This window comes from Streptomyces sp. NPDC055955, from assembly GCF_042270245.1.
GTDB lineage: Bacteria > Actinomycetota > Actinomycetes > Streptomycetales > Streptomycetaceae > Streptomyces.
Genome location: NZ_JBHJYS010000006.1, coordinates 203362 through 228443, shown reverse-complemented (window position 1 = coordinate 228443; position 25082 = coordinate 203362). Strand labels below are relative to the sequence as shown.

The window sequence follows — 25082 nt, the reverse complement described above, 5'->3', positions numbered from 1 at the left end:
TCCGGAACTCTCGCCGACAGGGAGTTTCGGGACTCTGGTCGATACGGAGGTGCGGGACCCGCCTGTACAGGGGTGCCGGTCAGCCGATGTGCAGCAGGATCTCGCCGACGGCGCCCGCCTCGACCCGTACCTGCGTCAGGTCGTCCACGACCACCGTGGGGCCGTGCGCGCCCGCGCGAGGGCCGACGCCGACGACGCGCATCCCGGCGGCGCGGCCGGCCGCGATCCCGGCTTCCGAGTCCTCGAAGACGACGCAGTCCGCGGGGTCGATGCCGAGCTCGGCGGCGCCCTTGAGGAACCCCTCGGGGTCGGGCTTGCTGGCGCCGACGCTCTCGGCGGTGATGCGCAGGTCCGGCTGGGTGAGGCCGGCGGCGGCCATGCGGCGGCTGGACAGGGCCACGTCGGCCGAGGTCACCAGGGCGTGCGCGAGGCCGCCGTCACGCAGGGAGGCCATGAACGCGGCGGCGCCCGGCACGGGGACGACGCCTTCGATGTCGGCGGTCTCCTCGGCGAGCATGCGCGCGTTCTCGGCGTGGTTCTCCGCCATGGGGCGGTCGGGCAGGAGGAGCGCCATGGACGCGTAGCCCTGGCGGCCGTGGACGACCTTCATGACCTCGACGGGGTCGAGCCCGTGACGGGCCGCCCAGCGCTGCCAGCAGCGTTCGACCACCGCGTCGGAGTTGACCAGCGTGCCGTCCATGTCGAGCAGAACGGCGCGGGCGGACAGAACAGTGGTGGCCGTCATCGGCAGGGTCCTCCAGGCGTAGGAACAAGGTGACCCCGCCCACCGGTCAGGGGTAGCGGGCGGGAGCCACTTTGTTCCTCAACTGTACAAAACAGGGTGGCGGCTACGCCAGCGGCCCTGGTCAGGGCCGGATCCACGGCTTACGCCACCGCTTCGTAGAGGCTCCATATGCCCATGCCCAGCATCAGGACCGCGGCGATCTTCGTGATGAGCGCCAGCGGGACCCGCTTCATCAGGGCCTTGCCGCCGACGATGCCGAGGCCCCCGACGGCCCACAGAGCGAGGACGGCGCCGAGGCCGACGGAGAGCGGGTCGTCATAGCGGGCGGCGAGGTTCGCGGTCATGATCTGCGTCAGATCACCGAACTCGGCCACCAGGATGAGCATGAAGCCCGCGCCCGAGACCCTCCAGAAGCTCTGGTCCTTGGGCTTGCGGACCTCTTCCTCCTCCTCGTCCTTCTTCATCAGGAGGACGGCCGCGCCGCCGAGGAAGAGCACACCGGTCAGGGCGTGCACGAGCTGCTGCGGCAGCAGGGTCAGGACGCTGCCCGCCGCCACGGCGAGCGCGACATGGACGGCGAAGGCGGCGGCGACACCGGCGAAGACGTACGAGGCGCGGTAGCGGGTGCCGAGGACGAGTCCGGCGAGCGCTGTCTTGTCGGGAAGTTCGGCGAGGAAGACGATGCCGAAGACAACCGCCATCACGCTGATGCTGATCAAGATTCCTCAATCGGTCGGGCCGCCCCGCCGAGAGTTCCGTCATTCCTGTACGACACCTCGGCACGGCAGCGCTCAGGTGCGCACACGGGTGTGCACGCAGGTGAATCACTGCTTTGCCGAAGGTCTCGCTGGCCGGACCGGGTGTACGGGTCCCGCCTCCGGGCGCCGGCTCAGAACGAGCTGAGCAGTATGTCGACGGTCCGGCGAAGAGCTACTCCCCTTCTGCGCCGCCCATCGTACGCGAACTGCTGAGCGAATCGGCATGACCCGTGTCACGCCCGGACGCGCCACCCCGGTACCACCGGCCCACACCCGGAGTCCCGCCCGCTCCACCAGAAGTCATGTCCACCCCCTTGATGTGTACGCGTCGTTGACGCGACCCTGTCACTCGGCGCACATCTCCCGGAAACCCCGGGGCGCCAGCATGGCCGGGCCCGCTCGGCCAACTTCCCCCCACTTCAAGGGAGTTCACATGCGCATGTTCTACGCGCGTCGACGCGCCGCCGCACTCGGCGCCGTCACCGCCGTCGTCTCCGCCCTCACCCTGCTGAACGGCCCGGCCGCGCAGGCCGCTCCCCCCACCCCGGTCAGCGGGGCCACCGCCCGCACATATCTCTCCGAGCTCACGGTCAAGGCCGAGGGCTCCTCCGACGGCTACAGCCGCGACCTCTTCCCGCACTGGATCACCCAGTCCGGCGCCTGCGACACCCGCGAGGTCGTCCTCAAGCGCGACGGCACGAACGTCTCGCAGAACTCCAGCTGCGCCGCCACGTCCGGCAGTTGGTACTCCGAGTACGACGGCGCGACCTGGAGCGCGGCGTCCGACGTCGACATCGACCACGTCGTCCCGCTCTCCGAGGCCTGGAAGTCCGGCGCCAACGCCTGGACGACCGCCCAGCGCCAGGGCTTCGCCAACGACCTCACGCGACCCCAGCTCATCGCCGTCACGGACAACGTCAATCAGTCCAAGGGCGACCAGGACCCGGCCACGTGGATGCCGTCGCGCGCCGCGTACAAGTGCACCTATGTCCGCATGTGGGTGCAGGTGAAGCACTACTACAACCTCACGGTGGACTCCGCCGAGAAGAGCGCGCTGACGTCGTATCTCAGCGGCTGCTGAACTCCCGTGCCGCGGATCTGAATCCCGTCCCGCCGGAACCTCCCCGCCGGCCTCCGCCGTTCCGTACCGTACGGGGCGACTGAGGAGGCTGATCACGTGGCACGGCTGCGACTTGGACCGCTGCTGAGATACGTGGACGAGGCGTCGGCGACCGTCTGGGTCGAGGCGAGCCGTCCGTGCACCGCCGAAGTGCGCTGCGCGGACGGCTCGTCAGGACGCGCCCGCACGTTCCAGATCTGCGGCCACCACTACGCGCTGGTCCCGGTGACGGGCCTCACGCCGGGCAGCGCGACGGCCTACGAGGTACTGCTCGACGGCGCCCCGGTCTGGCCGCCCACCGACTCGTCCTTCCCACCGAGCACGATCCGCACGCCCGCGTACGACGACGCGGCACGCCCCGTCCGTATCGCGTTCGGCTCGTGCCGGTGGGCCGCGCCGCCCGCCGACGAACACGATCCCGTCGGTCCCGACGCCCTGGGCACGCTGGCCGGCGAGCTGGCCTGCGCACCTGATGCCGAGCGCCCCGACGTCCTGCTCCTGCTCGGCGACCAGGTCTACGCGGACGAGACCTCACCGGCCACCCGCCGCTATCTCGCCGCCCGCCGCGACCTGCGCGACGCCCCGGGCAACCAGGTCGCGGACTACGAGGAGTACACCCGGCTCTACTACGAGTCCTGGCTCGACCCCGAGGTGCGCTGGCTGCTGTCCACGGTCCCCAGCTGCATGATCTTCGACGACCACGACGTCATGGACGACTGGAACACGAGCGCCTCCTGGCTCGCGGAGATGCGGGCCACCGACTGGTGGAACGAGCGGATTCTCAGCGGCCTCATGTCGTACTGGGTCCATCAGCACCTGGGCAATCTGGCGCCCGCCGAGCTGGCCGCCGACCCCGTGTACGCGGAGGTGCGCACGGACCCCGACGGGACGGACACGCTCAGGGAGTTCGCCGCCCGCGCGGACGCCGACGCGGCCTCCGTCCGCTGGAGCTACCGCCGCGACTTCGGCCGTGTACGGCTCCTGATGGTCGACACACGGGCCGCCCGCGTCCTGGCCGAGACGGACCGGTCGATGCTCGACCCGTCGGAGGCGGCGTGGCTGCGGGAGCAGGCGCTGGAGGGGACGGGGGCGTCGTCGGGCGCCGCCTCGGGAGCGTACGACCACCTCCTGATAGGGACCTCGCTGCCCTGGCTGCTGCCGCATCTCATACATGACGTCGAGGGATGGAACGCCGCGCTGTGCCGGGGTGAGCGCGGGGTGCGCTGGGCCCGGTACGGCGAAAAGCTGCGCAGGCGGGCCGACTTGGAGCACTGGGCCGCGTTCCCCGCGTCGTTCGACGCGCTGACGGCGCTGATCGCCGAGGTGGGCGGCGGCGAGGGCGCACCGGCGACGGTGTGCGTACTCTCCGGCGACGTCCACCACGCCTACACGGCCGAACCCGCCTGGCCCGACGGCGCGGCGGCCCCGGCCGCGCGCGTCCTCCAGCTGACCTGCTCACCGGTGCACAACTCGATCCCCGGCTCGATAAAAGTCGGATTCCGCTTCGGCTGGAGCCGCTTCGGCCGCGCTCTCGGACGGCGCTTCGCCCGGCACGGCCGCCTCGCCGCTCCCCCGCTCTCCTGGCGCAGGACGGGCGGACCCTGGTTCGGCAACCAGCTGATGACACTGACCCTGCGTGGGCGCACGGCACGGCTGCGCCTCCAGCAGGCACAGGCGGCACCCGGCGGGAAGGCCGGGCTGCGGGAAGCGGCGGACACCGTGCTGAGTGAATGACCGTACGGAGTGAATGACGTGGATGACCGTGCGTGACCAGGGCTGTCCTCCACGGGGCCGCCTGGTGAAGATACGGCGCACACCCGGACTCCACTCTTCCCTTGACAGGGCGACCCGGCATGATGAGCGGACGTTCCGCTTCCAGCAGCCCCACATGCCCCGGGAGTCCCTCTTTGTCCGCAGTGTGCTCGGCGCCGGCCGCAGCGATAGTCGGCGCGGGCCCGCGCGGCACCAGTGTCCTCGAACGACTCTGCGCCTCCGCCGGTGAGCTCCTGCCGCCCGGCGCCCGCCTCACCGTCCACGTCGTCGATCCGGCGCCGCCGGGAGCCGGCAGCGTCTGGCGGACCTCGCAGGCGCCCGAACTCCTGATGAACACCGTCGCCTCACAGGTCACGTTGTTCACCGACGACAGCGTGGACTGCTCGGGCCCGATACTCCGGGGGCCGAGCCTGCACGAGTGGGCCCGGCACCAGGGCCTCACCCTCGGCCCCGACGACTACCCGACCCGCGCCCTCTACGGCCGGTACCTGGAGTGGGTGTTCGCCGAGACCGTGGGCCGCGCCCCCGACGCCGTGCGCGTCGAGGTCCACCGCGCGCGAGCCGTGCGCCTCGACGACGCGCACGACGGCCGCCAGACCCTCGTGCTCGACAACGGGCGCGAACTGACCGGCCTGTCCGCCGTCGTCCTCGCCCAGGGCCATCTGCCCACCACCGCGAGCCCCGCCCAGACGCGCCTCACCGAGTACGCGCGCCGGCACGGCCTGCGCCACATCCAGCCCGCGAACCCGGCCGACCTGGACCTCTCCCCCCTCTCCCCGGGCGAGCCCGTCCTGCTGAGGGGCCTCGGCCTGAACTTCTTCGACCACATGGCGCTGCTCACCGAGGGCCGCGGCGGACGCTACCGTCGCACGTCCTCCGGGGAGTTGCGGTACAAGCCCTCAGGGCGCGAACCGCGCCTGTACGCCGGTTCGCGCCGCGGCATCCCGTACCAGGCGCGCGGCGACAACGCCAAGGGCCCGTACGGGCGCCACGAGCCCGCCGTCCTCACCCCCGAGGTCATCGCCCGCTTCCGCAAGCGCGCGGACTCCGGGGACGCGCCGGACTTCCTGGACGAGATCTGGCCACTCGTCGCGAAGGAGGTGGAGACCGTGTATTACGAGACCCTGCTGCGCCGCGCGGGAGCGGGGGACACCGGTTTCCGCGAGGGCTTCCTCGCCGCGCCGCACCAGAGCTCCGAAGAGGCCGACGTCCTCTACGAGTTCGGGATTCCAGAGGTTCTCCGCTGGTCCTGGGACCATGCCTCCCGGCCGCACGCGGATCTCTCGTTCGGCTCGCCCGCCGAGTGGCGAACCTGGCTCCTGGCCCATCTGCGCGAGGACGTGGCGCACGCCGCGCTCGGCAATGCGGACGGCCCCGTGAAGGCCGCTCTGGACGTGCTGCGCGACCTGCGCAACGAACTGCGCCAGGCCGTCGACCACGGCGGGATCGGCGGCGCGTCACGCCGCGACCACCTCGATCGCTGGTACACCCCGCTCAACGCCTTCCTGTCGATCGGTCCGCCCCGGCGGCGCATCGAGGAGATGACCGCGCTCATCGAGTCCGGCGTCCTGACCGTGGTCGGACCGCGCCTGGACGTGCGGACCGAGGACGGCGCGTTCGTCGCGCACTCGCCCGATGTGCCCGGATCATCCGTGAGAGCCACCACACTCGTCGAGGCGCGACTGCCGGAGACGGACGTGGCCCGCACCGGCGACCAACTGCTCGCCGGACTACTGAAGACGGGCCATGTCCGGCCGCACACGCTCGACGGTTACGCGACGGGCGGGTTGGACGTGACGCCGCGCCCATACCACCTGATAGACCGTCAAGGACGGTCGCACGCACGGCGGTTCGCGGTCGGGGTACCCACGGAGGGGGTGCACTGGGTCACTGCGGCGGGGGCCCGGCCGGGGGTGGATTCGGTGACCCTCGCGGACGCGGACGCGGTCGCGCGAGCGGCTCTGCGGACGACCGCCGGGGAGCGCCCGAAACCCCGCGCGGAGCAGCACTCATGGCCAAATGTTGAACTTGCAAGCGTTGATTAGGGTCCCCTAACCTGTGGCCTCCATCGGTTCGTCCCCGACCGACTCAAGGAGTCCCCCATGACTGGACGTCTCAACAGCGCCCAGCCCTACGCCCTCGGCCTGTTCCGCATCATCGTGGGCCTGCTCTTCGCCTGCCACGGCGCCGCCTCGCTCTTCGGCGTCCTCGGCGGAGCGATGGGCGGCGGCACCGTCCCCGTCGGCACCTGGCCCGGCTGGTACGCGGCCGTCATCCAGCTCGTCGGCGGCACCCTCGTCATCCTCGGCCTCGGCACCCGCGCCGCGGCCTTCATAGCCTCCGGCTCCATGGCCTACGCGTACTTCAAGGTCCACCAGCCGGAGGCCCTGTGGCCGCTCCAGAACGGCGGCGAACCGTCCGCGATGTTCTGCTGGGCCATGCTGCTCCTGGTCTTCACCGGCTCCGGCGCGCTCGGCCTCGACCGGCTCTTCACCTCGCGCGGCGACGGCGCGGAGCACCCGACCGCCTCGGCGTCCGCCGCAGAGCGGGAGCCCGCCGCGGCTTGATGCGGTGACTGCTCGACGGGGGTACCCGTGCGCACAGCGTGCCGGTACCCCCTCACCGCCACTCACCCCCGGCGAACCGGCGACTCGACCGACACCCGCCCGAACGCCGTCGACTCGACCGGCACCGGTTCGACGGAGCCGATTCAACCGAGGCCGGTTCGAACGAGGCCGGTTCGAAGGACGCCGGCTCAACGGAGGCCGGCTCAACCGACGCCGCCTCGGCGGAAGTCGGCCCAACGGAGGCCGGTTCGAACGACGCCAGCTCGACAGACGCCGGCTCAACGGAGGCCCGCTCAACCGACGCCACGTCGACGGACGCCGGCTCAACGGAGGCCGGTTTTCCCGGCACCGTGAAGCACGCGATCCGGGCGCCCGCTCCGCCCGGCGTCCCGTGCAGCGCGACGGCCCACGCCTCGCCGGGCCTGAACTCCCCGCTCGGCCGAGCGCTCGCGGCCCTCGCACCGGCCGCGTCCGTGGTGGACCCGGGCCAGGCCTCGTACTCCGGGTGCGCACAGGCCGGGTCCATCGACGGCTGCACCGGATCCTCGGTGCCGGCAGCGCCCGCCCGCCCCGGCCGGATCCCCACCGCCGCCCTGGCGCACCTGCGCGGTCCCGCCGCGCTCAGTCCCACCCCACTCGGCCCCGGCGCCCGCCGCGAGCACCCCCGCCGCCACGATCCCTGTCACCATCGCCCGCTCCTCCGGCTTTCGCTCACCCGCTCCGAGCCGGCTCTCCCTCCCCGCCGTTCGTACGGGGTTACCGGGACATACCGCGCGTGCGACGCGGCACCCGGGTGAACGTGGCCTGGAGAACACCTGAGCCCCTGGCGCCCCTCCAGCCACAAGCGAGGCGTACGCTGTACAGCTGTCATCAGCCGCCCCTGCCGCTCCCCGCGACACCGCGGCGTCAGTCTCCGACCGGGGAACTCACGAACACGGATCACGGGGAGTCTCGGTGCTGGAGAGTGTGGGGTCGCTGACCGGCGGTCCGTGGATCTACGCGGTGGTGGCCCTCTCCGTACTGCTCGACGTGTTCCTGCCCGTCCTGCCGAGCGGCGTCCTGATCATCACCGCGGCCACCGCGGCAGCGGCCGGGACCGGGGCGGCGGCCGGGCAGGTGACGCACGAGGTGCCGTCCATCCTGACGCTGATCCTCTCGGCGGCCACGGCGTCGGTACTGGGCGACCTGGTCGCGTACCGCATCGCGTGGCGCGGCGGCGCGCGCCTCGACCGCGCGATCGCCCGCTCCCGCCGCCTGACCAGCGCGCAGGAACGTCTCGGCGGGGCGCTGGCGCGCTCCGGCGGCGGCATCCTCGTGGTCATCGCCCGCTTCGCCCCGGCGGGCCGCTCGATCGTCTCGTTCACGGCGGGCACGGCTCACCGCCGGGTCCGCGAGTTCCTGCCGTGGTCCGCCCTCGCGGGCGTGGCCTGGGCGGGCTACAGCGTGGCCCTCGGCTACTTCGGCGGCCAGTGGCTCGGCGCCAGCTGGCTGGCCACGGGGGTGTCACTGCTCGCGCTGTTCGCGGCGGGGGCGGGGGCGGCGTTCCTCATGCGGCGACCGGCGGAACGGACGAGCTGACCCATCCAGGACCCGACCGGTCGCTAGGCGGCGGACTCCGGGGCCAACTGGCGCCCCTGGCCACGGATTTCGAGCCCGTCGAGCAGCTCGGCGGTCGCCTGGGCGACGACGTCCACGGCCCGGTCGAACACCTCCTTGTTGTGCGCGGCGGGCGCCCGGAAGCCGGACACCTTGCGCACGTACTGCAGGGCTGCGGCCCGGATCTCCTCCTCGGTGGCCTCTTCGGGGAGCACGGGCGGGCGAAGGGTCTTGATGCTGCGGCACATGCCTCCAGTCTCGCGCGCACTCCCGCCCTGGCGCACGCCTTCCGAAAGAACATACGTTCGAAACACACGTACGAATGAACACGCCCTCCATCGCTCGCCTCAAGAAATCGAACAGGCGTAGCATTGCCGCGTGGCAGCGACCTATGACTTCCCGAGTGACCTCCTGGCGGGCCAGGAGGAGCTGCACCAGGTCAGGGCGGAGCTCCTGACCCTCCTGAAGCGGCTTCCCTGGTCGGTGGACCCTCTCGACGGGTTCAGCGACGACCACGGCTGGCGCAAGCGCGAGCGCCCCGCCTCCCCCGGCTGGACCCCGGACGAACAGGCGGAGGTCGAAAAGCTCCGCCAACGGGAGCGCGAGCTGGCGGTCTTCGTGACGTGCCACCGCTACTGGCAGGACATATCGGGCCCGGACACCGTGGACGCCCGCATGCGCCTCAAGCGGGCCCGCGAGGCGGACATCCCCACCCCGGAGTAACCGGCCCCGACCGACCCTCGGCGGCCCCCTCGGTCCGGGCGATGCTCAAGCGGCCGCACGCACGGCGGCGGCCCACTCGACCACGAGCGCGTCGTACTCCACCCGCTCCTCCGCACTCAACCGCCCCCCGGCGCGCAGCCAAAGGGCACGTATCTGCTCGTTCACCTCGGCGGCAGGCCGCACGGTCGCGGGTTCGGAAGTCGTGGCCATAACGTGAAGCCTACGTCCATGTGCGTGAAGGCCACGTGAAACCCCCTCGGAGTGACGGAAGTTACGACGTCAAGCACGTCGTACACCGACAACACACCCACCCCGTGCGGACATTTCACCCTCCCTCGAGCCCACAGAACGAGAGACCCCTTCACACTTCCTTCACGTGACGCATAATGCCCTTTCTGTACACGAACCATCCCAGAGGGGGCTACGACATGGGCACGCGCGCGGCCATCGCCGCACTCGCCGGCACCGCGCTTCTCGCGTACGCCTCCGTCCGGCGTCGCCAAGGTCAGCCACAGCTACATGCCGAACCCACCGACTCCGACTCCGGCTCCGGCTCCGGCTCGGCCTTGCCGGCGCAGCAGCCGTCGCCGGCGGCTTCGGGCTGGGCGCTCTTGCCGAGGGTGTCGGCGTCGGCCTTGACGACGTAGACCTCCCACGGCTCCCGGCCGGGGCCATGAACCCACACCTTGTCCTGGAGGGCGTAGCAGCAGGAGGTGTCGTTCTCCTCGAACGTCGCCAGGCCGGCGTCCTTCAGGCGGCCGGTTGCCGCGGTGACCTGGTCAGTGGACTCGACCTCGACGCCAAGGTGGTCGAGGCGGGTTTCCTGGCCGGGCTCCCCCTCGATGAGCACGAGCTTGAGCGGCGGTTCGGTCAGGGCGAAGTTGGCGTAGCCCTCGCGCCGCTTGGCCGGTTCGGTGCCGAACAGCTTCGAGTAGAAGGCGATCGACGCCTCCAGGTCGCTGACACGCAGGGCGAGCTGAGCGCGGGACATGGCGGTACCCCCATCGAGTTGCATTGATGTCTGTCGATACAAGATTGCGCCTTGGATCGAAGGCTGTCAACATAGAGGCATGTCGAATCAAGAGCTTGTGGTGCTCGGGCAGACCGGAGAGGCCGAGGCCTGCTGCCCCGGGCTGCTCACTGCCCCACTGGACGAGGACCAGGCCGTCGAGCTGGCCAAGGTCTTCAAAGCGCTGGGTGACCCGGTGCGCTTGCGGTTGCTGTCGATGATCGCCTCGCAGGCGGGCGGCGAGGTCTGCGTGTGCGACCTGACCCCGGCCTTCGACCTGTCGCAGCCGACCATCTCGCATCACCTCAAGCTGCTGAGGCAGGCCGGTCTGATCGACTGCGAGCGGCGCGGCACCTGGGTCTACTACTGGCTGCTGCCGGAGACGACCGACCGCCTCGCGGGCATCCTCGCCCGCCCCGCCGGCACCCCGCTGCCCGACCGCTCGACGGCAGCAGGTGCCACCTCGTGAGCGCCGAAGCACCTGAGCGGAACGTGGCGGGTCGGCTGTCGTTCCTCGACCGCTACCTGGCCGTGTGGATCCTCGCCGCGATGGCCGTCGGGCTCGGCCTGGGCCGCTTGGTGCCGGGGCTGGGTGACGCGCTGGCCACGGTGACCGTGAGCGGGGTGTCCCTGCCGATCGCGCTGGGCCTGCTCGTGATGATGTACCCGGTCCTGGCCAAGGTGAGATACGACCGGCTCGACACCGTGACCCGTGACCGACGTCTGTTGCTGCCCTCGCTGCTGCTGAACTGGATCGTCGGCCCGGCCCTCATGTTCGCGCTGGCCTGGATCTTCCTGCCGGACCTGCCGGAGTACCGCACCGGCCTGATCATCGTCGGCCTCGCGCGGTGCATCGCCATGGTCATCATCTGGAACGACCTGGCCTGCGGGCACCGCGAGGCGGCCGCCGTTCTGGTCGCGCTCAACTCGGTGTTCCAGGTGATCGCGTTCTCCGCGCTCGGCTGGTTCTACCTCCAGGTCCTGCCTGGCTGGCTCGGCCTGGAACAGACAGCGCTCGACGTGTCCGTGTGGGAGATCGCCCGCAGCGTGCTCGTCTTCCTCGGCATCCCGCTCGCGGCCGGTTACCTGACCCGTCGCATCGGCGAGAAGACCAAGGGCCGCGCCTGGTACGAGGCGAAGTTGATCCCGCGCGTCGGCCCGTTCGCCCTGTACGGACTGCTGTTCACCATCGTCATCCTCTTCGCCCTCCAGGGCGACGCCATCACCTCACAGCCCTTGGACGTCGCCCGCATCGCGCTGCCGCTGCTGGTCTACTTCGCGCTCATGTGGGCCGGGTCCATGGCCATGGGCAAGGCGGTCGGCCTCGACCACCCGCGCACGACCACGCTCGCCTTCACCGCCGCGGGCAACAACTTCGAGCTGGCCATCGCCGTCGCGATCGCCACCTTCGGCGCCTCCTCGGGCCAGGCTCTGGCCGGTGTCGTCGGCCCGCTGATCGAAGTGCCCGTATTGATCGGCCTGGTCTACGTGGCCTTGTACGCCCGCCGCTACTTCACCACCCCGACTTCCGCCGCACCGCAGGAGGAACCCACACATGCCTGAGACCGCAAAGCCGTCGGTGCTGTTCGTCTGCGTCCATAACGCCGGACGCTCACAGATGGCGGCAGCCTTCCTCACCCACCTTGCCGGGGATCGTGTCGAAGTCCGTTCCGCGGGCTCCGCTCCGGCCGACACGGTCAATCCCGCCGTGGTCGAAGCGCTCGCCGAGGTCGGTATCGACATCTCGGCCGAGGTGCCCAAGGTCCTCACCGTGGAAGCCGTCCAGGCGTCCGACGTCGTCATCACGATGGGCTGCGGCGACACCTGCCCGGTCTTCCCCGGCAAGCGTTACCTCGACTGGCAGCTCACGGACCCCGCGGGGCAAGGTGTCGACGCGGTGCGTCCCATCCGCGACGAGATCGAGCAGCGCATCCGCGCCTTGCTGGACGAGGTCGCACCGACGGCACGCACATGACCCGCGCGCGGGACGTTCGCGTCGAACCGATGCGTCCCGACCACGCTGACGACGTCCTGAAGATCTACCGGCTCGGCATCGACGAAGGGAACGGCACCTTCGAAACCGCCGCGCCCACGTGGGCGGCCTTCGACGGCGCCAAGCTGACCGGCCAACGACACGTCGCCCTCGACCGCGCCGGCATCGTGCTCGGCTGGATCGCCGCGTCCGCGGTCTCCGACCGATGCGCGTACGCAGGTGTGGTCGAGCACTCCGTCTACGTCCACCCCGACACGCGCGGCCAGGGCATCGCAGCCGCCCTGCTCGGCGCCCTCGTCACCTCGACCGAGGCGGCGGGCATCTGGACCATCCAGTCGGGCGTCTTCCCTGAGAACACGACCAGTCTCGCCGTTCATCGAAAACTCGGCTTCCGCGAGATCGGCACTCGTGAACGCATCGGCCGACATCACGGAATCTGGCGAGACGTTGTCATGATCGAGCGACGAAGCCCGGTCATCATGTGACCGTCCCACTCATCGCGGCCTGCCATGCGTGGCGAGCAACGCCGGACTGCGTGTGATCCGGCGGCATGATGCTCGGCACGCACCGCGCACCAGTGCGACACGGCAGCAGTTCGCCAGCGGTTGTGAGCCGCCTGAATGGGGTTGAAAATGGAGTAAGTGGCGGATTGAAAGCCAAAGATGGTCGCAGTGCCGGACTAGTCGCCCTCGGACGTCACCCGCCGCTCCTCTTGCACGGCTCCCCGCACTGAGCGCTGGATCGCTGCGATGCCTGGGAGCCGCTACTCGATCAGTCCTTGGCCACAGGCGTTTGCGGGCAGCGACCCGAATGCCACGGGCCTGTCCCGAATGCCACGGGCCTGTGCAGAACGGCACCCCGCCTCCCGATTCGGGCTGTCTCCAGAGGTGTGGAGCAGAGCGGGACTGACGGCGAGAAGGAAGTTCGTGATGCCAACCGACACCGAGCTCCTCAAGACCGACGACAAGCAGCTTGAGGAGCTCTTTCGCAAGATTCCTGCGGGCGAGATCCCCAAAGGCCCGATGGAGGGTCTGGCGATCTTGCCAGGGGCGGGGCTTTCGGGGGCACGGGTGCTCGCCCGCCTGGTGCATCTGTTCTTGTGGCGGGGCAAAGTCTTCAGCCCCGACGGCTACCTCAGCAATCGACTCTTCCCGCTGGACATGCTGTCCATCGTTGCCATGGTCGGGCCGGGGCCCAGCCGTCTGGACGACCAGGAGTGCATCGTCATCGACTACTCCAACACGTCGCTGGTGTTCGGGGGCGTGCGCGACGAGCTCCGTCAGGTCGATTCCCACCTGTACTTGGGCCTGATCTGGCTGTGCGGCCGCAAGATCGGATGGTTCACGCTGCGCGACCCGAACAGCAGCGACGGATAGAACCGGTCGTGCCGAACCGGGGCGCTGTGATCACGGCCGTCACGAGGGCCGCCGTCGTGAGCGGTCTCTCCGGGACGTCGCGGCATTCGGTTGCTGGGCCAGGCCCCGCCTGTGAGCGCAGGTTCTGACACGAGCCGACATGACGAAAGGCCCTGACCTTGCTTCCCTCGGCCATTCACCCCCGCAGATCAGCACTCCGCGTTCGTCGCAGCGTTGAGAAAGGCACGCCCTGCCGACAGCTTCCAGGCACCGCTTTCGCCGCATCGGCGACCATGGCACTGGCCCTGACGGGGCTCCCCGCAACCACGCCTCCCGGCACGCCGGCCCCGTTGCACGGCACAGCCGCCAGCGCTGGAAAGCCGCTGTCCCACGCCGACGTCACGCTCTTCGCCGGAGACCGGCAAGGCACTCGGGAACTGGGACACGCCACCACCGACGCCGACGGAACCTTCCAGATCCGGCCCAGCCGGCACACGGGCTCGGTGCTGTACGTCGAAGCCGTACCCGCTGGTGACCGGTCGTTGCGTCTGCGCTCCGTCGTGGGAGTCGGCCCCGGCGGCGGTGTGCCGCAGCGCCTCGAATCCGCTGTCACGGTCAACGAATTCACCACCGTCGCCGCCACCTACGCGCTGGCCCAGTTCACCGACCAGCGCGGCATCACCGGGCCCAGCCCCGGCCTGGAGAACGCCGCAGCCACGTCCTACAACCTCGCCGACCCGGCCTCAGGAAGGCCCGGCAAGGTCGTCACCGACCAGAACAACGGCACCAAGAACGACACTCTGGCCACCCTCGGCACCCTGGCCAACCTCGTCTCCCTCTGTGCGCCGGGAGCGGACACCGGGCGATGCCAGGACATGCTGCGCCTGGCAACACCGCAGCACGGGACCAAACCCGCCGACACGGCACAAGCCGTGCTCAACCTCACCCACAACCCGAGACTGGCCACCGGCAAGCTGTACGCCCTGGCAGGCCGGGCACACACCTACGCCCCCACTCTCACCACGGCCCCGGAGGCCTGGGTCCTGGCCCTGCACTACGCTCCCCCCGACGTCTACGCCCCCGGCCGGATGGCCATCGACGCCAAAGGCAACGTCTGGGCGTCCAACAACTGGCTGCCCGGGACGCGAAACCCCAGCCCCTACGTCACCGTGCAGGACCCGGTGGGCAACCCCACCCTGAACAGCCCCATCAGCGGCGGCGGCATGAAGGCAGGCGCCTGGGGCATCGCCATCGACCACGATGGCGCCGTATGGGTGCCCAGCTACGGCGGCGATGCCATGTCGAAGTACTCGTCGGCCGGAAAGCCGTTGTCAGCCGGCACAGGATTCAAGAACGGCGGCCTGACCCACCCTCAGGGCACCGCCGTCGACCAGAAGGGCAACATCTGGATCGCCAACTTCTATGGCCTGAAAGGCAACCGCGGCCAGGGGAGCGTGACCGTCTACCCACACGGTGACCCCTCAAAGGCGATCACCATCAAGGGCGGCGGCCTCGACCACCCGTTCTCCATCCAGATCGACGGCTACGGCCGGGCCTGGGTCAGCAACGCCCGCCTCAACGGGGCAAAACTCCTGGAGACACGCGTACCCAAGGGCCACGTCGGCGGGAGCGTCACCGTGATCGGCCCCGACTTCAAGCCGACCTCGTTCTCCCCCATCAAGGACAACTCATTCGACTGGCCCCTCGCACTCGCCGTCGATTCCAAGAACAACGTCTGGGTGCCCAGCTTCGTCAGCAACTCGGTCACCAAAATCGGGCCGAGCGGAAAGATCACAGGCGAGTACAAACTGCCGACCACGATCGCACCCTGGTCCCTGGCCATCGACGGATCCGACCGCATATGGATCGCCGGCTTCGGCGCCCCCTCCGTCTCCGTCCTGTGCGGCGTGAACACCAGCGCCTGCCCGCCCGGCTCCTCCACCGGCTCCCTGCTGACGCCGCCCCATGGCTACCGCAGCAACTCCATCCAGCACCTCACCGCCATCCAGATCGACCAGTCCGGCAACGTCTGGCTGGCCAACAACTGGTCCAAATTCGTCCCACCCACCGGTGGCACCGGCCTGGTTGAACTCATCGGAGCCGCCACCCCCGTCTGCACACCCCTGACCCCGGTACCCGCACGCCCGGCAACGACCAGCTCAACCGCCTGCCCCGCCCAGACCAGCACGCAGCCCAGATGACAGCGGCCCAGTAATACCGCCGTCGGGCGTGCCAGGTCGGCCGAGCGATGACGGCCTGGCACTGCTGTGGTGCGAGTGATCATGGCCCCGTGAGGTTCCAGCGAGTCGGGCAGTCTGTGAACCTGCCCGGTAAAGCGCGACGTTGGGGCCATGATCTTCTAGGCTCGCGGCAAAATGACCGGCTGAAACAGGGGAGCCGACCGCCCCAGCAACGACGTACCCCTTCTCTGGAGTCAACATCGACGGCGCGATTCGGCGGCCTGGACGTCCCCGTCGGTCACCTCGGGATGCCGCTGTCCGCTGTCGTTGATGTCACCTGTGGATGTCAGGAGCGGTTCCGCACGTACCTGACATCTGGGGTGAGGCCGCCGCCATGAGCGCACGACGAACAGCGCGCCGGCCATGGACCTGTTCTGGTCCACTCGCCTCGATGGCGCTCCGGAGCGCGGCCTCATTCTGCGGTGATCCCTCATCGCCACTAGCCGTCGGCGCGCTTCCGGGTGGCGATCACGGTGGCGACCGTGCCCGCCGTTCCGTACAGCGTGTACAGCAGACCCTGGCCCAGGAGGTCGCCGCGCTTCACCTCCTGGGCGTACTTGAGCTGGTCGTACGTGGCCGTGCCGGTCGAATCGCCGCCGTGGACGCTGTAGTCGAGCGCGCAGGTATAGCCCTGCCGCATGGGGCCGGGGTGGTCCTCGCCGTCCTCGCCCAGCTGGAGCCCCGGGCAGTCCGGGACGCCGTGGGCCGCCCCGGCCCTCAGCAGGGTGATCACCCCCCACGCCAGCGGGACCAGGAAAAATGCGATGAACACTCCGCGCAACCTCATTGCGGCACCCTAGTGCCGCGACGGGATGGGTTGATGGCCACGGCACAGGTGCTGCCGTCAAGCCTCCGCGCCCTTGGGTGAGTTGAAACCCCCAGGGCACCTACTGTCAGTACGGTGCGTCAGATTGGTTCAGCGGTCGCAGGGCCTTCCCGGAAACGGAGACGGCCCCCTGGGCCGCGTCAGCTCGGCTCTGCCTGGGTCGATGGCAGTTGGGATGGGAGCTCCCCGCACACGCCACCAATCGGCCGGCACTCGCGAACGGCGCCCCCGCCATCCTGGAGCCTGAGCGCCCCGCCGGAACTCGACGGTGACTCCGGAGGCCAAGGGAACTCGGACATGGACCTCATGATGGCCGAGCCCGGGGCCTTGCGCCATAAGCATGGGAAGCTCGGGTGATCTAGGGGAGTTTGGCCTCTGAACTGCGAGGGAGCGTCCTAACGCCCTTTCGGCACGGCCGACTTCATACCTGCCGTTCCCCGTGGTTCCCCGGCCGACCTGGCACGGGTGTGGCACGGGTCCAAGAGGGAATCGGTGTTGCCGAAATCGGATCGTCAAGGCTGCCCAAGCCCCCTACCGTTTCGCCATGCAGATCGTCGTGACACTGGACTGTCTTGACACCGAGGCGCAGGCGGGATTCTGGCTCGCTGCGCTCGCCCCGCTGGGATATCGGCGCGGCTTCGATGGACCGCCTTATCTGAGCCTAGTTGGTCCCGCGCTGGCACCAACGCTTCTCTTGCAGCAAGTCCCGGAGCCAAAGCAGGGCAAGAACAGGATGCATCTTGACCTCGACTTCGACACCGAGGACCTGGACGCCGAGGTTGATCGCCTCAAACGGCTCGGCGCCCAAAAGATCTCTGAAGAACAGAGCGAACACGGATTTCGCTGGGTTGTCGTTGCCGACCCGGAGGGTAACGAGTTCTGTGTATTCGATCCGCCACCGGGCCTTGGCTACGCGTAGTGGTTGCGTCGGCATCCCGCATCGGCTGAGGTTCACGAATCCGGGGCAGACTTATGGCTACGTGACAGCGCTATTCGGGCTGCTGACCGTGTTCGAGGTAGATCGGCGTCGACTTGGACCGGGCCTCTACGGCGGCCAGGATGCGGCGGGCCAAACGGGGAATCGTGCGCCCGTTGATCTCGTCGGGAGAGAGGAAGGCAAAGTCCTTGAGCTCATCCGCTTGCAAGGTCACCGCGGCAAGGCTCTCGGGCGTGAGCCGGCCGCCGTCGAAGATGTACAGGACCTTGTCCCCCTCGCCGGTGCTGGGTGCCCAGTCGACGGCAAGCAGGCTCCCCACCGGAGGAGTGATTCCCAACTCCTCCTCCACCTCCCGAACGGCAGCCTGTAGCGGCGACTCCCCCGTCTCGACGTAACCGCCAGGGATCTCCCAGTAGTCCTTGTACGTGGGCTCGACCATGAGGACGCGCCCCTCGGCATCAAAGAAGAGCACACCCGCGGCCATTCGCGGATGCGCCATCTTCGCCTCGTGCTCGTTCATCGCTGCCATGCGCCCGAGCGTACCTACGTCACACGACGTGCAACCGGTTGGCCAGATTCGCCATGTCTCGGCTCGGTCGGCCGCGAACCCAGCTCAGTACGAGCTCGCAAGTGAGGTAGTGGCTGCGTACCTGCTCCGGGGCCCGCCGCGCTGCTTCGAGAATCATCGACAGAGCATCATCTACGCGGTTATGTGCGCTGAGGGCCCTGGCCATCTCGATGTTGTGTCGGGTCCGTCGCTCGGTCGGCAGAGCACTCGCATCGATTTGCGGCCCGAGATCGATGGCAACCTGCATGTCTCCAAACTCGGCCGCCGTAGCCACGCGGTGAAGCGCGACGTTGGTCGGCCCGAAGGCGGCCCAGACGTGATTGGCATCGTGGCCAAGTCGCTGTGCGGCCTGGTCTGCCTCGGCCAGAAACGCTTGGGTGGTCGAGCGGGCCTCTGTGCGAGCCGCGGCCATGGAGCCAGCAAGGAAGAGCGTCCCGTAGACCGACAGGAACTCGGGACTGGCATCGTCGAGTCCCGGGCGAAGGTGGTCCGATGCGTCGCCGACGAGCTGTACCGCAGCGTCGAACCGACCGTTGGACAAGAGGAAGTGAGCCACGGACCGGAAGAGCGGCCCAGTGACTACCGTGTTGCCGGACTGCTGAGCCGCGGCCAACCCGCGGTCCGCCGCGATCCACGCAAGGTCGGTCGCTCCAAGCTTGGTGAGAACCATCGCAGCGCCCGCCAAGTACGAGGTGCACGTTCGGCTTTACCTGGTGCCGATGCTCGGCACGAAGCGTCTCGAATCGTTGAGCGTCGCCGATGTTCGCCGCTTCCTCAATCGACTGGAGCGGGAGTCGACCGCGGCAACTGCCAAGGAGTCGCACAAGGTTCTGCGCTCGGCCCTGTCGGCGGCCTGCCACGAGGAACTGATCACGCGCAACGTCGTCTCGCTCGTCGAACCGCCCCAGGTCGAGTCGCGGGACCTGTCGCCCTGGTCGCTGGACGAGACCCTCGACTTCCTCACCGCGGCTCGTAGGGATCCGCTCTACGCCGCGTTCGTGCTCGCGATCGCACTCGGCTTCCGTCGGGGCGAGATCGTGGGTCTCCGGTGGCAGGACGTCGACCTCGACAAGCGCGTCATCCGGGTCCGGAAGCAACGGCAGCGCGTCGGTGGAGAGGTCTACGACGATGATCCGAAGGGACGGCGACGCAAGCAGGCCTTGCCGCTTCCCGCGATCTGCGTCGCGCCACTTCGTTGGCAGCGGCTGCGTCAGGCGGCCTTGCGCGAGCGTGCCGGGGATCGGTGGGCGGAGAGCGACTACGTCTTCACGACACGCACCGGTCGGCCGATCGAGCCGCGGAATGTGTATCGCTCTTTCACCCGTGTCGCCGGGAACGTCGGACTGCGTGTGATCCGGCTGCATGACGCTCGACACAGCACCGCGACCCTGCTCACCGCCGCCGGCGTGGCGCCTCGTGTCGTGATGGAGATCCTTGGGCACAGTCAGATCGCGGTCACCATGAACGTCTACACGCACGTCGTCCAGGACACGCAGCGTGAGGCTGTCAGCCACATGGATCGGCTGCTCAGGAGGCGGCTCGACCGTGAGTGATCATGGGCGTTGATGTCAGCTCTGGATGTCAAAGACCCCCGACCGTAAACGGCCGGGGGTCTTTTCCCAGGTGGGCGCGGACGGTTTCGAACCGCCGACATCTGCCTTGTAAGGGCAGCGCTCTACCACTGAGCTACGCGCCCGGGATGATTCGACAGCCTACCTTGCCCGTGGTGGTACCCCGCAAACCCGTATCGTCCGGCAAAGTCCCCGAGCTCAGAGCGAACTATCCGGCTCGTGTGTTCGTCATTAACCGGTGGGAGAATGACAGCGGGCAGGGCGGATGAGAGCACGGGCGAGGGCAGCACGGGAGAGGGTAGTGACGGCGACACCACCGATGCGGCCGTATGCGTCGTCCACGCGACCGCGCGCCGCGCTTCGCGATCTGCTCGGGCTCGTCCTGCTTCCGCTGCCTCTCGTCGCCGTAGCCGTCGCCGCGGCACCGGCCGCGTTCGCCGGGGGCGGTACCCGGCGCTGGTTCGGGCGCGGGGAAGGGCAGCGGGCGGAGGCGCAGGCCGCCAAGGACGCCGCCGCGGCCGCGTTCTACGAACTGGACACCGCCCAGCGCGATCTGCGGATCTCCATCGAGACCATCACGGCCGTCGACGACTCGCCCGCCGCGCGCCGCACCGTCTCCGACTTCGAGGCTCTCGGCCGGCGGATCGACGAGGCCAGCCTGCAGTACATCACCGCCGTGGACGCGCACGACCTCGACCGGGACGACCTGGAGGCGTCGGTCGCTTCGCGGGCGCGCGCCGAGCTGAGCCGGGCCAAGGACGAGCTGGCCAAGGTGAAGCTCGACCTCGACCGGTTCTCGCAGGGTCTCGGGCCGCTGCTCGGGAAGGCCGAGACACAACTGGCGCGGCTGGCCCCCGCCGTCGAGCGGGCGCGGCAGGCGCTCCTCGCGGCGAGCAACTCCCTGGACGCCGTGCGCGGTGCCGGGCTCAAGGCCGACGATCTCGCCGCCCGCCTCGCGGCCCTCGGGCCCGAACTCACCCGGCTCAACCAAGGCGCGGGCCGCCACGGCGTGCCGGACACCCTGGAGCGCGCCGAGCGCGTCGCCCGGGATGCCGAGGCCGTGCGGGCCGAGGCCCAGCGGCTGCCGGAGCGTGCCGCCGAGATCGACCGCCGCCTCGTGTCGCTGCGGACCCGCGCGCAGGCCCTGACCACGCGGGCCGGGCAGGTCGAGCCCATCCTGAGCGAACTGCGCAGACGGTTCACGGCCCCCTGCTGGCAGGACCTCCAGCACGTGCCGGAGCGCGCCGCGGAGAACGTACGGCAGGCGGAGCTGAAGCTCGGCGAGGCGCGTGCGGCGCGGGACGAGCAGCGATGGCCTGACGCGACGTCGCGTCTGTCGACGGTCCGGGCCCTGCTGAACACGACGGACGAGGACGTGTCCGCCGCGTCCGACCGGCTGCAGCGGCTGAACGCCGTGGCGAAGGACCCGCAGCAGGAGATCGACCGGACGCGGTTCGCCATCCGGGACGCGCAGCGGCTCGCCATGTCGGGGCGGAGCACGCCCGAGCCGCGGCACGCCCGTCCCCTCGACGACTCCGTGGGGCGCCTCGACCGCGCCGTCGCCGCTCTTGAGGGACGCCACCCCGATTACTGGCACTTCCTCACGGAGACGGAGGCCGTCCGGCAGACGGTCGCCCGCGTCGTCGCCCAGATCAGGGAGGAGCGGGGAGCTCACTCCTGAGCCGCACCCACTCCTGAGCCACACCCACTTCTGAGGCGCACTCTCTCTTCAACCGCGCTCTCCCAAGGGGCCCCTCCTATGAGCGGCCCTTCTGCGAGCGGCACCCTCCTGAGCTGCCCGTCCCGAGCGGGCTCCTGGGCTGACGCTGACCGTCCCCGCCCGACCCCCGAGCCGTCCTGTTGGCGCCCTCCCGGCTGCGGGCGGATCCTTGAAGTACGTATGTGCAAGGGAGGCGATCATGGCCGCGCACGTACCCGAAGCCCGCTCGGCCCGGTTCCGGCACCAGCGCGTCGTCCTCGACGATCATCTGCCCGTCGACCACGGACTCAGCAAGGTCTACCGGATAGGTGCGGGCCTGATGGGGCTCGTGCTGGTCGCCTTCGGCATTCTGGGGCTCATCGACCACATCGGATTCTTCGACACCGGCGGTGACAAGGTCGCCGGCCTGAACACCAACGGTGCCCTCAGTGTCCTGTCGATCTGCGTCGGTCTGATCCTTTTCGCGGGCATGCTCATCGGACGGAACGTCGCCTCGACGGTCAACATGACCTTCGGCATCCTGTTCATCCTCAGCGGCTTCGTGAACCTCGCCCTTCTCCAGACCGGCTACAACTTCCTCGCGTTCCAGATCCAGAACGTGCTGTTCAGCTTCGTGGTCGGCGTGATGCTCATGGCCTTCGGGATGTACGGGCGCGTCAGCGGAACGCTGCCGCACGACAACCCCTACTGGCGCGCCCGCCACCCGGAGGCCGCCGCCCGCGAGGACCGCGCACACGCCGCCCGGCGGCCCCACCCCACCCCCGAGGTCGCCAAGGCCGCCTGGGCCACCGAGGTCTCCGGCGCCACCAGGACCACAAAGATCACTGGTGGGCCCGGGCCGCCGAGAATAATTGATAAATAACCGGATCACGTGCGAAGCTGCCCTCCATGACGCGCAAGGACAGGGGCATCCCTCGCACGGACAGCCCGAGCCCGGCCGGCGCGGCGGGGGTCTCGTACACCGGACGCGGCATCCACCGGATCGCCGTGGAGGCGCTCGCGCGGCGGATCTTCGACGGGACGTACGCGGAGGGGGATCTCCTCGATCTGCCGGGGCTCATGGCCGAGCTGGACGTCAGCCAGACCGTGCTCCGCGAGGCGATCAAGGTGCTGACCACCAAGGGCCTGCTGGACGCCCGGCAGAAGCGGGGGACTTTCGTACGCCCGCGTGACGACTGGAACCTCCTCGACAGCGACGTGCTGCGCTGGACCATCGACTCCGGCGCGCCCGGCGCCTTCTTCACCGATCTCCTCGAGCTGCGCCGCGCCGTCGAGCCCGCCGCGGCCGCGCTCGCCGCGTCGCACCGCACGGACGCGGACCTGGCCGCCCTCGACGCCGCACTGAGCGCGATGGCCGCCGCCGAGCAGACGCCCGTCACGACCGACGCCGTCATGACCGAAGGCGACCCCGTTCTCGCCGTCCGCGCCGATGCCTCCTTCCACACGGCGCTCCTCACCGCCTCGGGCAACCCCTTCTTCGCACAGATGCGGCGCGTCATCATTCCGGCCCTGGTCGTACGGGACCGGCTCGTGCACGCCGGACGGCACGAGCACCCGCTGCCCGCCCACGCCCGGGTCGCCGAACGCGTGCGCGCACGGGACCAGGACGGCGCTTTCGCCGCGATGCTCGACGTGATCGAGCTGTCCCGGCGCGGACACCCCTGACACCGACCCCGCCCCCACCCCCGTGACACCCCGAGAGGAACCCGTACGTGAAGATCGCCCGCATCGAGACCTTCCTCGCCCCGCCCCGCTGGATGTTCGTCCGCGTGGAGACCGACGAAGGGGTCGTCGGCTGGGGTGAGCCAGTCGTCGAGGGGCGCGCGGAGCCGGTGCGGGCCGCCGTCGAGGTGCTCGCCGAACATCTGGTCGGCCAGGACCCGCTGCGCATCGAGGACCACTGGCAGGTCATGACCAAGGGCGGCTTCTACCGCGGCGGGCCGGTCCTGTCGTCCGCCGTCGCCGGGCTCGACCAGGCGCTGTGGGACATCAAGGGCAAGACGTACGGGCAGCCGGTGCACCAGTTGCTCGGCGGGCCGGTGCGCGAGCGGATCCGCGCGTACGCGTGGGTGGGCGGTGACGAGCCGAGCGAGGTCAGGGACGCGGTGAGCGCCCAAGTCGAGGCCGGGTTCACGGCGGTGAAGATGAACGCCAGTGGGCGCATGACGCCGCTCGCCACGCGCGAGGAGGTCCGCGCCTGCCTGTTGCGCGCGGAGACGGCCCATGAAGTCCTCGGTGACGAAAGGGACTTCGCGCTCGACTTCCACGGCCGCGTCTCCCCCGCCAACGCCCGTCGGCTCCTTCCGCTGCTCGCCGAGTACGCGCCCCTGTTCGTCGAGGAGCCCGTCCTCTCGGAACACATGCACGCCGTCCCCGACCTGGTGAACGCCTCCAACATCCCCCTCGCGCTCGGCGAACGGCTCTTCACCCGACGCGAGTTCCTCGCCCCGCTCCAGGCCGGCGTCGCCGTGGTGCAGCCCGACATCTCGCACGCGGGCGGCATCTCCGAGCTGCGCCGCATCGCCGCGCTCGCCGAGATGTACGGGGCCCACATCGCGCCGCACTGCCCGCTCGGCCCCGTGGCCCTCGCCGCGAGCCTCCAAGTCGCCTTCACCACACCGAACTTCCTGATCCAGGAGCAGTCGATCGGCATCCACTACAACAAGGACGCCGAACTCCTCGACTACGTCGCCGATCGCGAGCCGTTCCGCTTCGACGGGGGATCGCTGCTGCGCACCGAACGACCCGGCCTCGGCGTGGACGTCGACGAGGCGGCCGTGCGCGCCGCCGACGCCAAAGGGCATGCCTGGCGCAACCCCGTGTGGCGGTACGAGGACGGCTCGTTCGCCGAGTGGTGACCCGAGCCGAGTGTTCAAGCTGTATAAAACGCCCTTGAACGCCCCGATGCGCCCCTTGAAAGGAACCGAGGAAGAGCACCATGGACTTCACTACCGCACTGCGTGCCGAGCGCCTCGTGGCGATCGTCCGGGGAAGCGATCCCGACGCGTCGTTCCGTACGGTCATGGCCCTGGCCGAGGCCGGAATCCCGCTGGTGGAGGTGTCGCTCAGCGGCCGTGACGCCCTCACGGTGATCCGCAGGGCGCGGGACGAACTCGGCGACGACGTCTGGCTGGGCGCGGGCACGGTCCTGACCGCCGAGGACGCCCGCGAGGCGGCCGCCGCCGGGGCGAACCTCATCGTGACGCCGGGGCTCGGCCCCGGAGTCGACGAGTCCCTGCGGCAGGGCCTGCCCGTGCTCGCCGGGGTGCTCACCCCGACCGACGTCATCGCGGCCGAGGCGTCCGGGGCGACGGCCCTGAAGATCTTCCCGGCGTCGGCGATGGGCGGCCCGTCGTACCTGAAGGCGCTGCGGGGGCCGTTCCCCCGGACGCCGTTCGTGCCGGTGGGCGGGGTCGACGCGGCGGCGGCGACCGCTTACCTGGAGAGCGGCGCCATCGCCGTCGGGGTCGGCTCGCCGCTCATCGGCGACGCGGCGGACGGCGGGGACCTGGGCCGGCTGCGCAAGCGGGCGGCCGAGTTCAAGGCGGTGTGCGGATGACGGCGTCGGGACCGACTTCGGG

Annotated in this window: 28 protein-coding genes and 1 tRNA gene; 20 read left to right on the top strand and 9 right to left on the bottom strand. The window is 69.9% G+C overall.

What is annotated here, in order from left to right:
• Window positions 1-79: 79 nt before the first annotated feature.
• On the bottom strand, window positions 80-751 hold the full coding sequence (locus ACFC96_RS14680) for an HAD-IA family hydrolase (protein WP_376612699.1): 672 nt from the start codon (window positions 749-751) through the stop codon (window positions 80-82).
• Between the two features lie 134 nt (window positions 752-885).
• Window positions 886-1464: a TMEM165/GDT1 family protein gene (locus ACFC96_RS14675; RefSeq protein WP_340461076.1), complete on the bottom strand. Its 579-nt coding sequence runs from the start codon at window positions 1462-1464 to the stop codon at window positions 886-888.
• Between the two features lie 472 nt (window positions 1465-1936).
• On the opposite strand from ACFC96_RS14675, the gene ACFC96_RS14670 reads away from it, so the two are divergent.
• From ACFC96_RS14670 to ACFC96_RS14645, 6 genes are all read left to right on the top strand, one after another.
• The gene (locus ACFC96_RS14670; RefSeq protein ID WP_376262888.1) at window positions 1937-2584 is read left to right on the top strand and encodes an HNH endonuclease family protein; all 648 of its coding nucleotides are present in this window, start codon (window positions 1937-1939) and stop codon (window positions 2582-2584) included.
• Between the two features lie 96 nt (window positions 2585-2680).
• The gene (locus ACFC96_RS14665; RefSeq protein ID WP_376612522.1) at window positions 2681-4357 is read left to right on the top strand and encodes an alkaline phosphatase D family protein; all 1677 of its coding nucleotides are present in this window, start codon (window positions 2681-2683) and stop codon (window positions 4355-4357) included.
• A gap of 122 nt (window positions 4358-4479) precedes the next feature.
• Window positions 4480-6441 carry an FAD/NAD(P)-binding protein gene (locus ACFC96_RS14660; protein ID WP_376612697.1) on the top strand — a complete coding sequence of 654 codons (1962 nt, stop codon included), beginning with the start codon at window positions 4480-4482 and terminating at the stop codon, window positions 6439-6441.
• Between the two features lie 57 nt (window positions 6442-6498).
• Window positions 6499-6963 carry a DoxX family protein gene (locus tag ACFC96_RS14655; protein ID WP_376612520.1) on the top strand — a complete coding sequence of 155 codons (465 nt, stop codon included), beginning with the start codon at window positions 6499-6501 and terminating at the stop codon, window positions 6961-6963.
• Window positions 6964-7313: 350 nt separating this feature from the next.
• Window positions 7314-7760 carry a hypothetical protein gene (locus ACFC96_RS14650; RefSeq protein ID WP_376612518.1) on the top strand — a complete coding sequence of 149 codons (447 nt, stop codon included), beginning with the start codon at window positions 7314-7316 and terminating at the stop codon, window positions 7758-7760.
• A gap of 157 nt (window positions 7761-7917) precedes the next feature.
• Window positions 7918-8541, top strand: a complete 624-nt coding sequence (locus ACFC96_RS14645; RefSeq protein WP_376612516.1) for a DedA family protein — start codon at window positions 7918-7920, stop codon at window positions 8539-8541.
• A 23-nt stretch (window positions 8542-8564) separates the two neighbouring features.
• Here ACFC96_RS14645 and ACFC96_RS14640 read toward each other — a convergent pair whose 3' ends face one another.
• Complete coding sequence (locus ACFC96_RS14640) at window positions 8565-8807, bottom strand: DUF2277 domain-containing protein (RefSeq protein ID WP_116502304.1); 243 nt, start codon at window positions 8805-8807, stop codon at window positions 8565-8567.
• A gap of 130 nt (window positions 8808-8937) precedes the next feature.
• Between ACFC96_RS14640 and ACFC96_RS14635 the strand changes: the two genes are divergently transcribed.
• Window positions 8938-9282: a hypothetical protein gene (locus ACFC96_RS14635; protein ID WP_376262901.1), complete on the top strand. Its 345-nt coding sequence runs from the start codon at window positions 8938-8940 to the stop codon at window positions 9280-9282.
• A gap of 45 nt (window positions 9283-9327) precedes the next feature.
• Here ACFC96_RS14635 and ACFC96_RS14630 read toward each other — a convergent pair whose 3' ends face one another.
• Window positions 9328-9492 carry a hypothetical protein gene (locus tag ACFC96_RS14630; RefSeq protein WP_376262904.1) on the bottom strand — a complete coding sequence of 55 codons (165 nt, stop codon included), beginning with the start codon at window positions 9490-9492 and terminating at the stop codon, window positions 9328-9330.
• Window positions 9493-9787: 295 nt separating this feature from the next.
• Window positions 9788-10273: an ArsI/CadI family heavy metal resistance metalloenzyme gene (locus ACFC96_RS14625; RefSeq protein WP_376612514.1), complete on the bottom strand. Its 486-nt coding sequence runs from the start codon at window positions 10271-10273 to the stop codon at window positions 9788-9790.
• 79 nt (window positions 10274-10352) lie between these two features.
• Here ACFC96_RS14625 and ACFC96_RS14620 point away from each other — a divergent pair, with 79 nt between their 5' ends.
• The 6 genes from ACFC96_RS14620 (at window position 10353) to ACFC96_RS14595 (ending at window position 15840) form a co-directional block, all read left to right on the top strand.
• The gene (locus ACFC96_RS14620) at window positions 10353-10760 is read left to right on the top strand and encodes an ArsR/SmtB family transcription factor (RefSeq protein ID WP_376262916.1); all 408 of its coding nucleotides are present in this window, start codon (window positions 10353-10355) and stop codon (window positions 10758-10760) included.
• A complete protein-coding gene (arsB, locus tag ACFC96_RS14615) occupies window positions 10757-11854 on the top strand; it encodes an ACR3 family arsenite efflux transporter (protein ID WP_376262919.1) in 1098 nt (365 codons plus the stop codon). The genes ACFC96_RS14620 and arsB overlap by 4 nt, the downstream gene beginning before the upstream one ends.
• Window positions 11847-12266, top strand: coding sequence for an arsenate reductase ArsC (locus tag ACFC96_RS14610; protein WP_376612512.1), 420 nt, complete (start codon window positions 11847-11849; stop codon window positions 12264-12266). The genes arsB and ACFC96_RS14610 overlap by 8 nt, the downstream gene beginning before the upstream one ends.
• Window positions 12263-12769, top strand: coding sequence for a GNAT family N-acetyltransferase (locus tag ACFC96_RS14605; protein ID WP_376612510.1), 507 nt, complete (start codon window positions 12263-12265; stop codon window positions 12767-12769). Before ACFC96_RS14610 ends, ACFC96_RS14605 begins: the two co-directional genes overlap by 4 nt.
• 444 nt (window positions 12770-13213) lie before the next feature.
• Window positions 13214-13660: a hypothetical protein gene (locus ACFC96_RS14600; protein ID WP_376262925.1), complete on the top strand. Its 447-nt coding sequence runs from the start codon at window positions 13214-13216 to the stop codon at window positions 13658-13660.
• 272 nt (window positions 13661-13932) lie between these two features.
• Complete coding sequence (locus tag ACFC96_RS14595; RefSeq protein WP_376612509.1) at window positions 13933-15840, top strand: hypothetical protein; 1908 nt, start codon at window positions 13933-13935, stop codon at window positions 15838-15840.
• A 478-nt stretch (window positions 15841-16318) separates the two neighbouring features.
• On the opposite strand, the gene ACFC96_RS14590 is transcribed toward ACFC96_RS14595, so the two are convergent.
• Window positions 16319-16666 carry a hypothetical protein gene (locus ACFC96_RS14590; RefSeq protein WP_376612507.1) on the bottom strand — a complete coding sequence of 116 codons (348 nt, stop codon included), beginning with the start codon at window positions 16664-16666 and terminating at the stop codon, window positions 16319-16321.
• A gap of 583 nt (window positions 16667-17249) precedes the next feature.
• On the opposite strand from ACFC96_RS14590, the gene ACFC96_RS14585 reads away from it, so the two are divergent.
• Entirely contained in the window at window positions 17250-17624 is a 375-nt protein-coding gene (locus ACFC96_RS14585) for a VOC family protein (protein WP_376227966.1), read from the top strand.
• 70 nt (window positions 17625-17694) lie between these two features.
• On the opposite strand, the gene ACFC96_RS14580 is transcribed toward ACFC96_RS14585, so the two are convergent.
• Entirely contained in the window at window positions 17695-18171 is a 477-nt protein-coding gene (locus ACFC96_RS14580) for an NUDIX domain-containing protein (RefSeq protein ID WP_376262934.1), read from the bottom strand.
• Window positions 18172-18190: 19 nt separating this feature from the next.
• Window positions 18191-18880, bottom strand: coding sequence for an XRE family transcriptional regulator (locus ACFC96_RS14575; protein WP_376612505.1), 690 nt, complete (start codon window positions 18878-18880; stop codon window positions 18191-18193).
• A gap of 49 nt (window positions 18881-18929) precedes the next feature.
• Here ACFC96_RS14575 and ACFC96_RS14570 point away from each other — a divergent pair, with 49 nt between their 5' ends.
• Window positions 18930-19763, top strand: a complete 834-nt coding sequence (locus tag ACFC96_RS14570; protein ID WP_376263111.1) for a tyrosine-type recombinase/integrase — start codon at window positions 18930-18932, stop codon at window positions 19761-19763.
• Window positions 19764-19834: 71 nt separating this feature from the next.
• Here the strand turns inward: ACFC96_RS14570 and ACFC96_RS14565 are convergent.
• A tRNA-Val gene (locus ACFC96_RS14565) sits at window positions 19835-19906 on the bottom strand.
• Window positions 19907-20100: 194 nt separating this feature from the next.
• Between ACFC96_RS14565 and ACFC96_RS14560 the strand changes: the two genes are divergently transcribed.
• From ACFC96_RS14560 to ACFC96_RS14540, 5 genes are all read left to right on the top strand, one after another.
• Entirely contained in the window at window positions 20101-21462 is a 1362-nt protein-coding gene (locus ACFC96_RS14560; RefSeq protein WP_376263114.1) for a hypothetical protein, read from the top strand.
• 238 nt (window positions 21463-21700) lie between these two features.
• Window positions 21701-22363 (top strand): DUF4383 domain-containing protein, encoded by a 663-nt coding sequence (locus ACFC96_RS14555; protein ID WP_376612503.1) that lies wholly within the window; start codon window positions 21701-21703, stop codon window positions 22361-22363.
• Window positions 22364-22389: 26 nt separating this feature from the next.
• A complete protein-coding gene (locus tag ACFC96_RS14550) occupies window positions 22390-23166 on the top strand; it encodes a FadR/GntR family transcriptional regulator (protein WP_376612501.1) in 777 nt (258 codons plus the stop codon).
• 47 nt (window positions 23167-23213) lie between these two features.
• Window positions 23214-24359, top strand: a complete 1146-nt coding sequence (gene dgoD / locus ACFC96_RS14545; RefSeq protein ID WP_376612499.1) for a galactonate dehydratase — start codon at window positions 23214-23216, stop codon at window positions 24357-24359.
• 80 nt (window positions 24360-24439) lie between these two features.
• Window positions 24440-25060 carry a bifunctional 4-hydroxy-2-oxoglutarate aldolase/2-dehydro-3-deoxy-phosphogluconate aldolase gene (locus ACFC96_RS14540; protein ID WP_376612497.1) on the top strand — a complete coding sequence of 207 codons (621 nt, stop codon included), beginning with the start codon at window positions 24440-24442 and terminating at the stop codon, window positions 25058-25060.
• Window positions 25061-25082 lie beyond the last annotated feature (22 nt).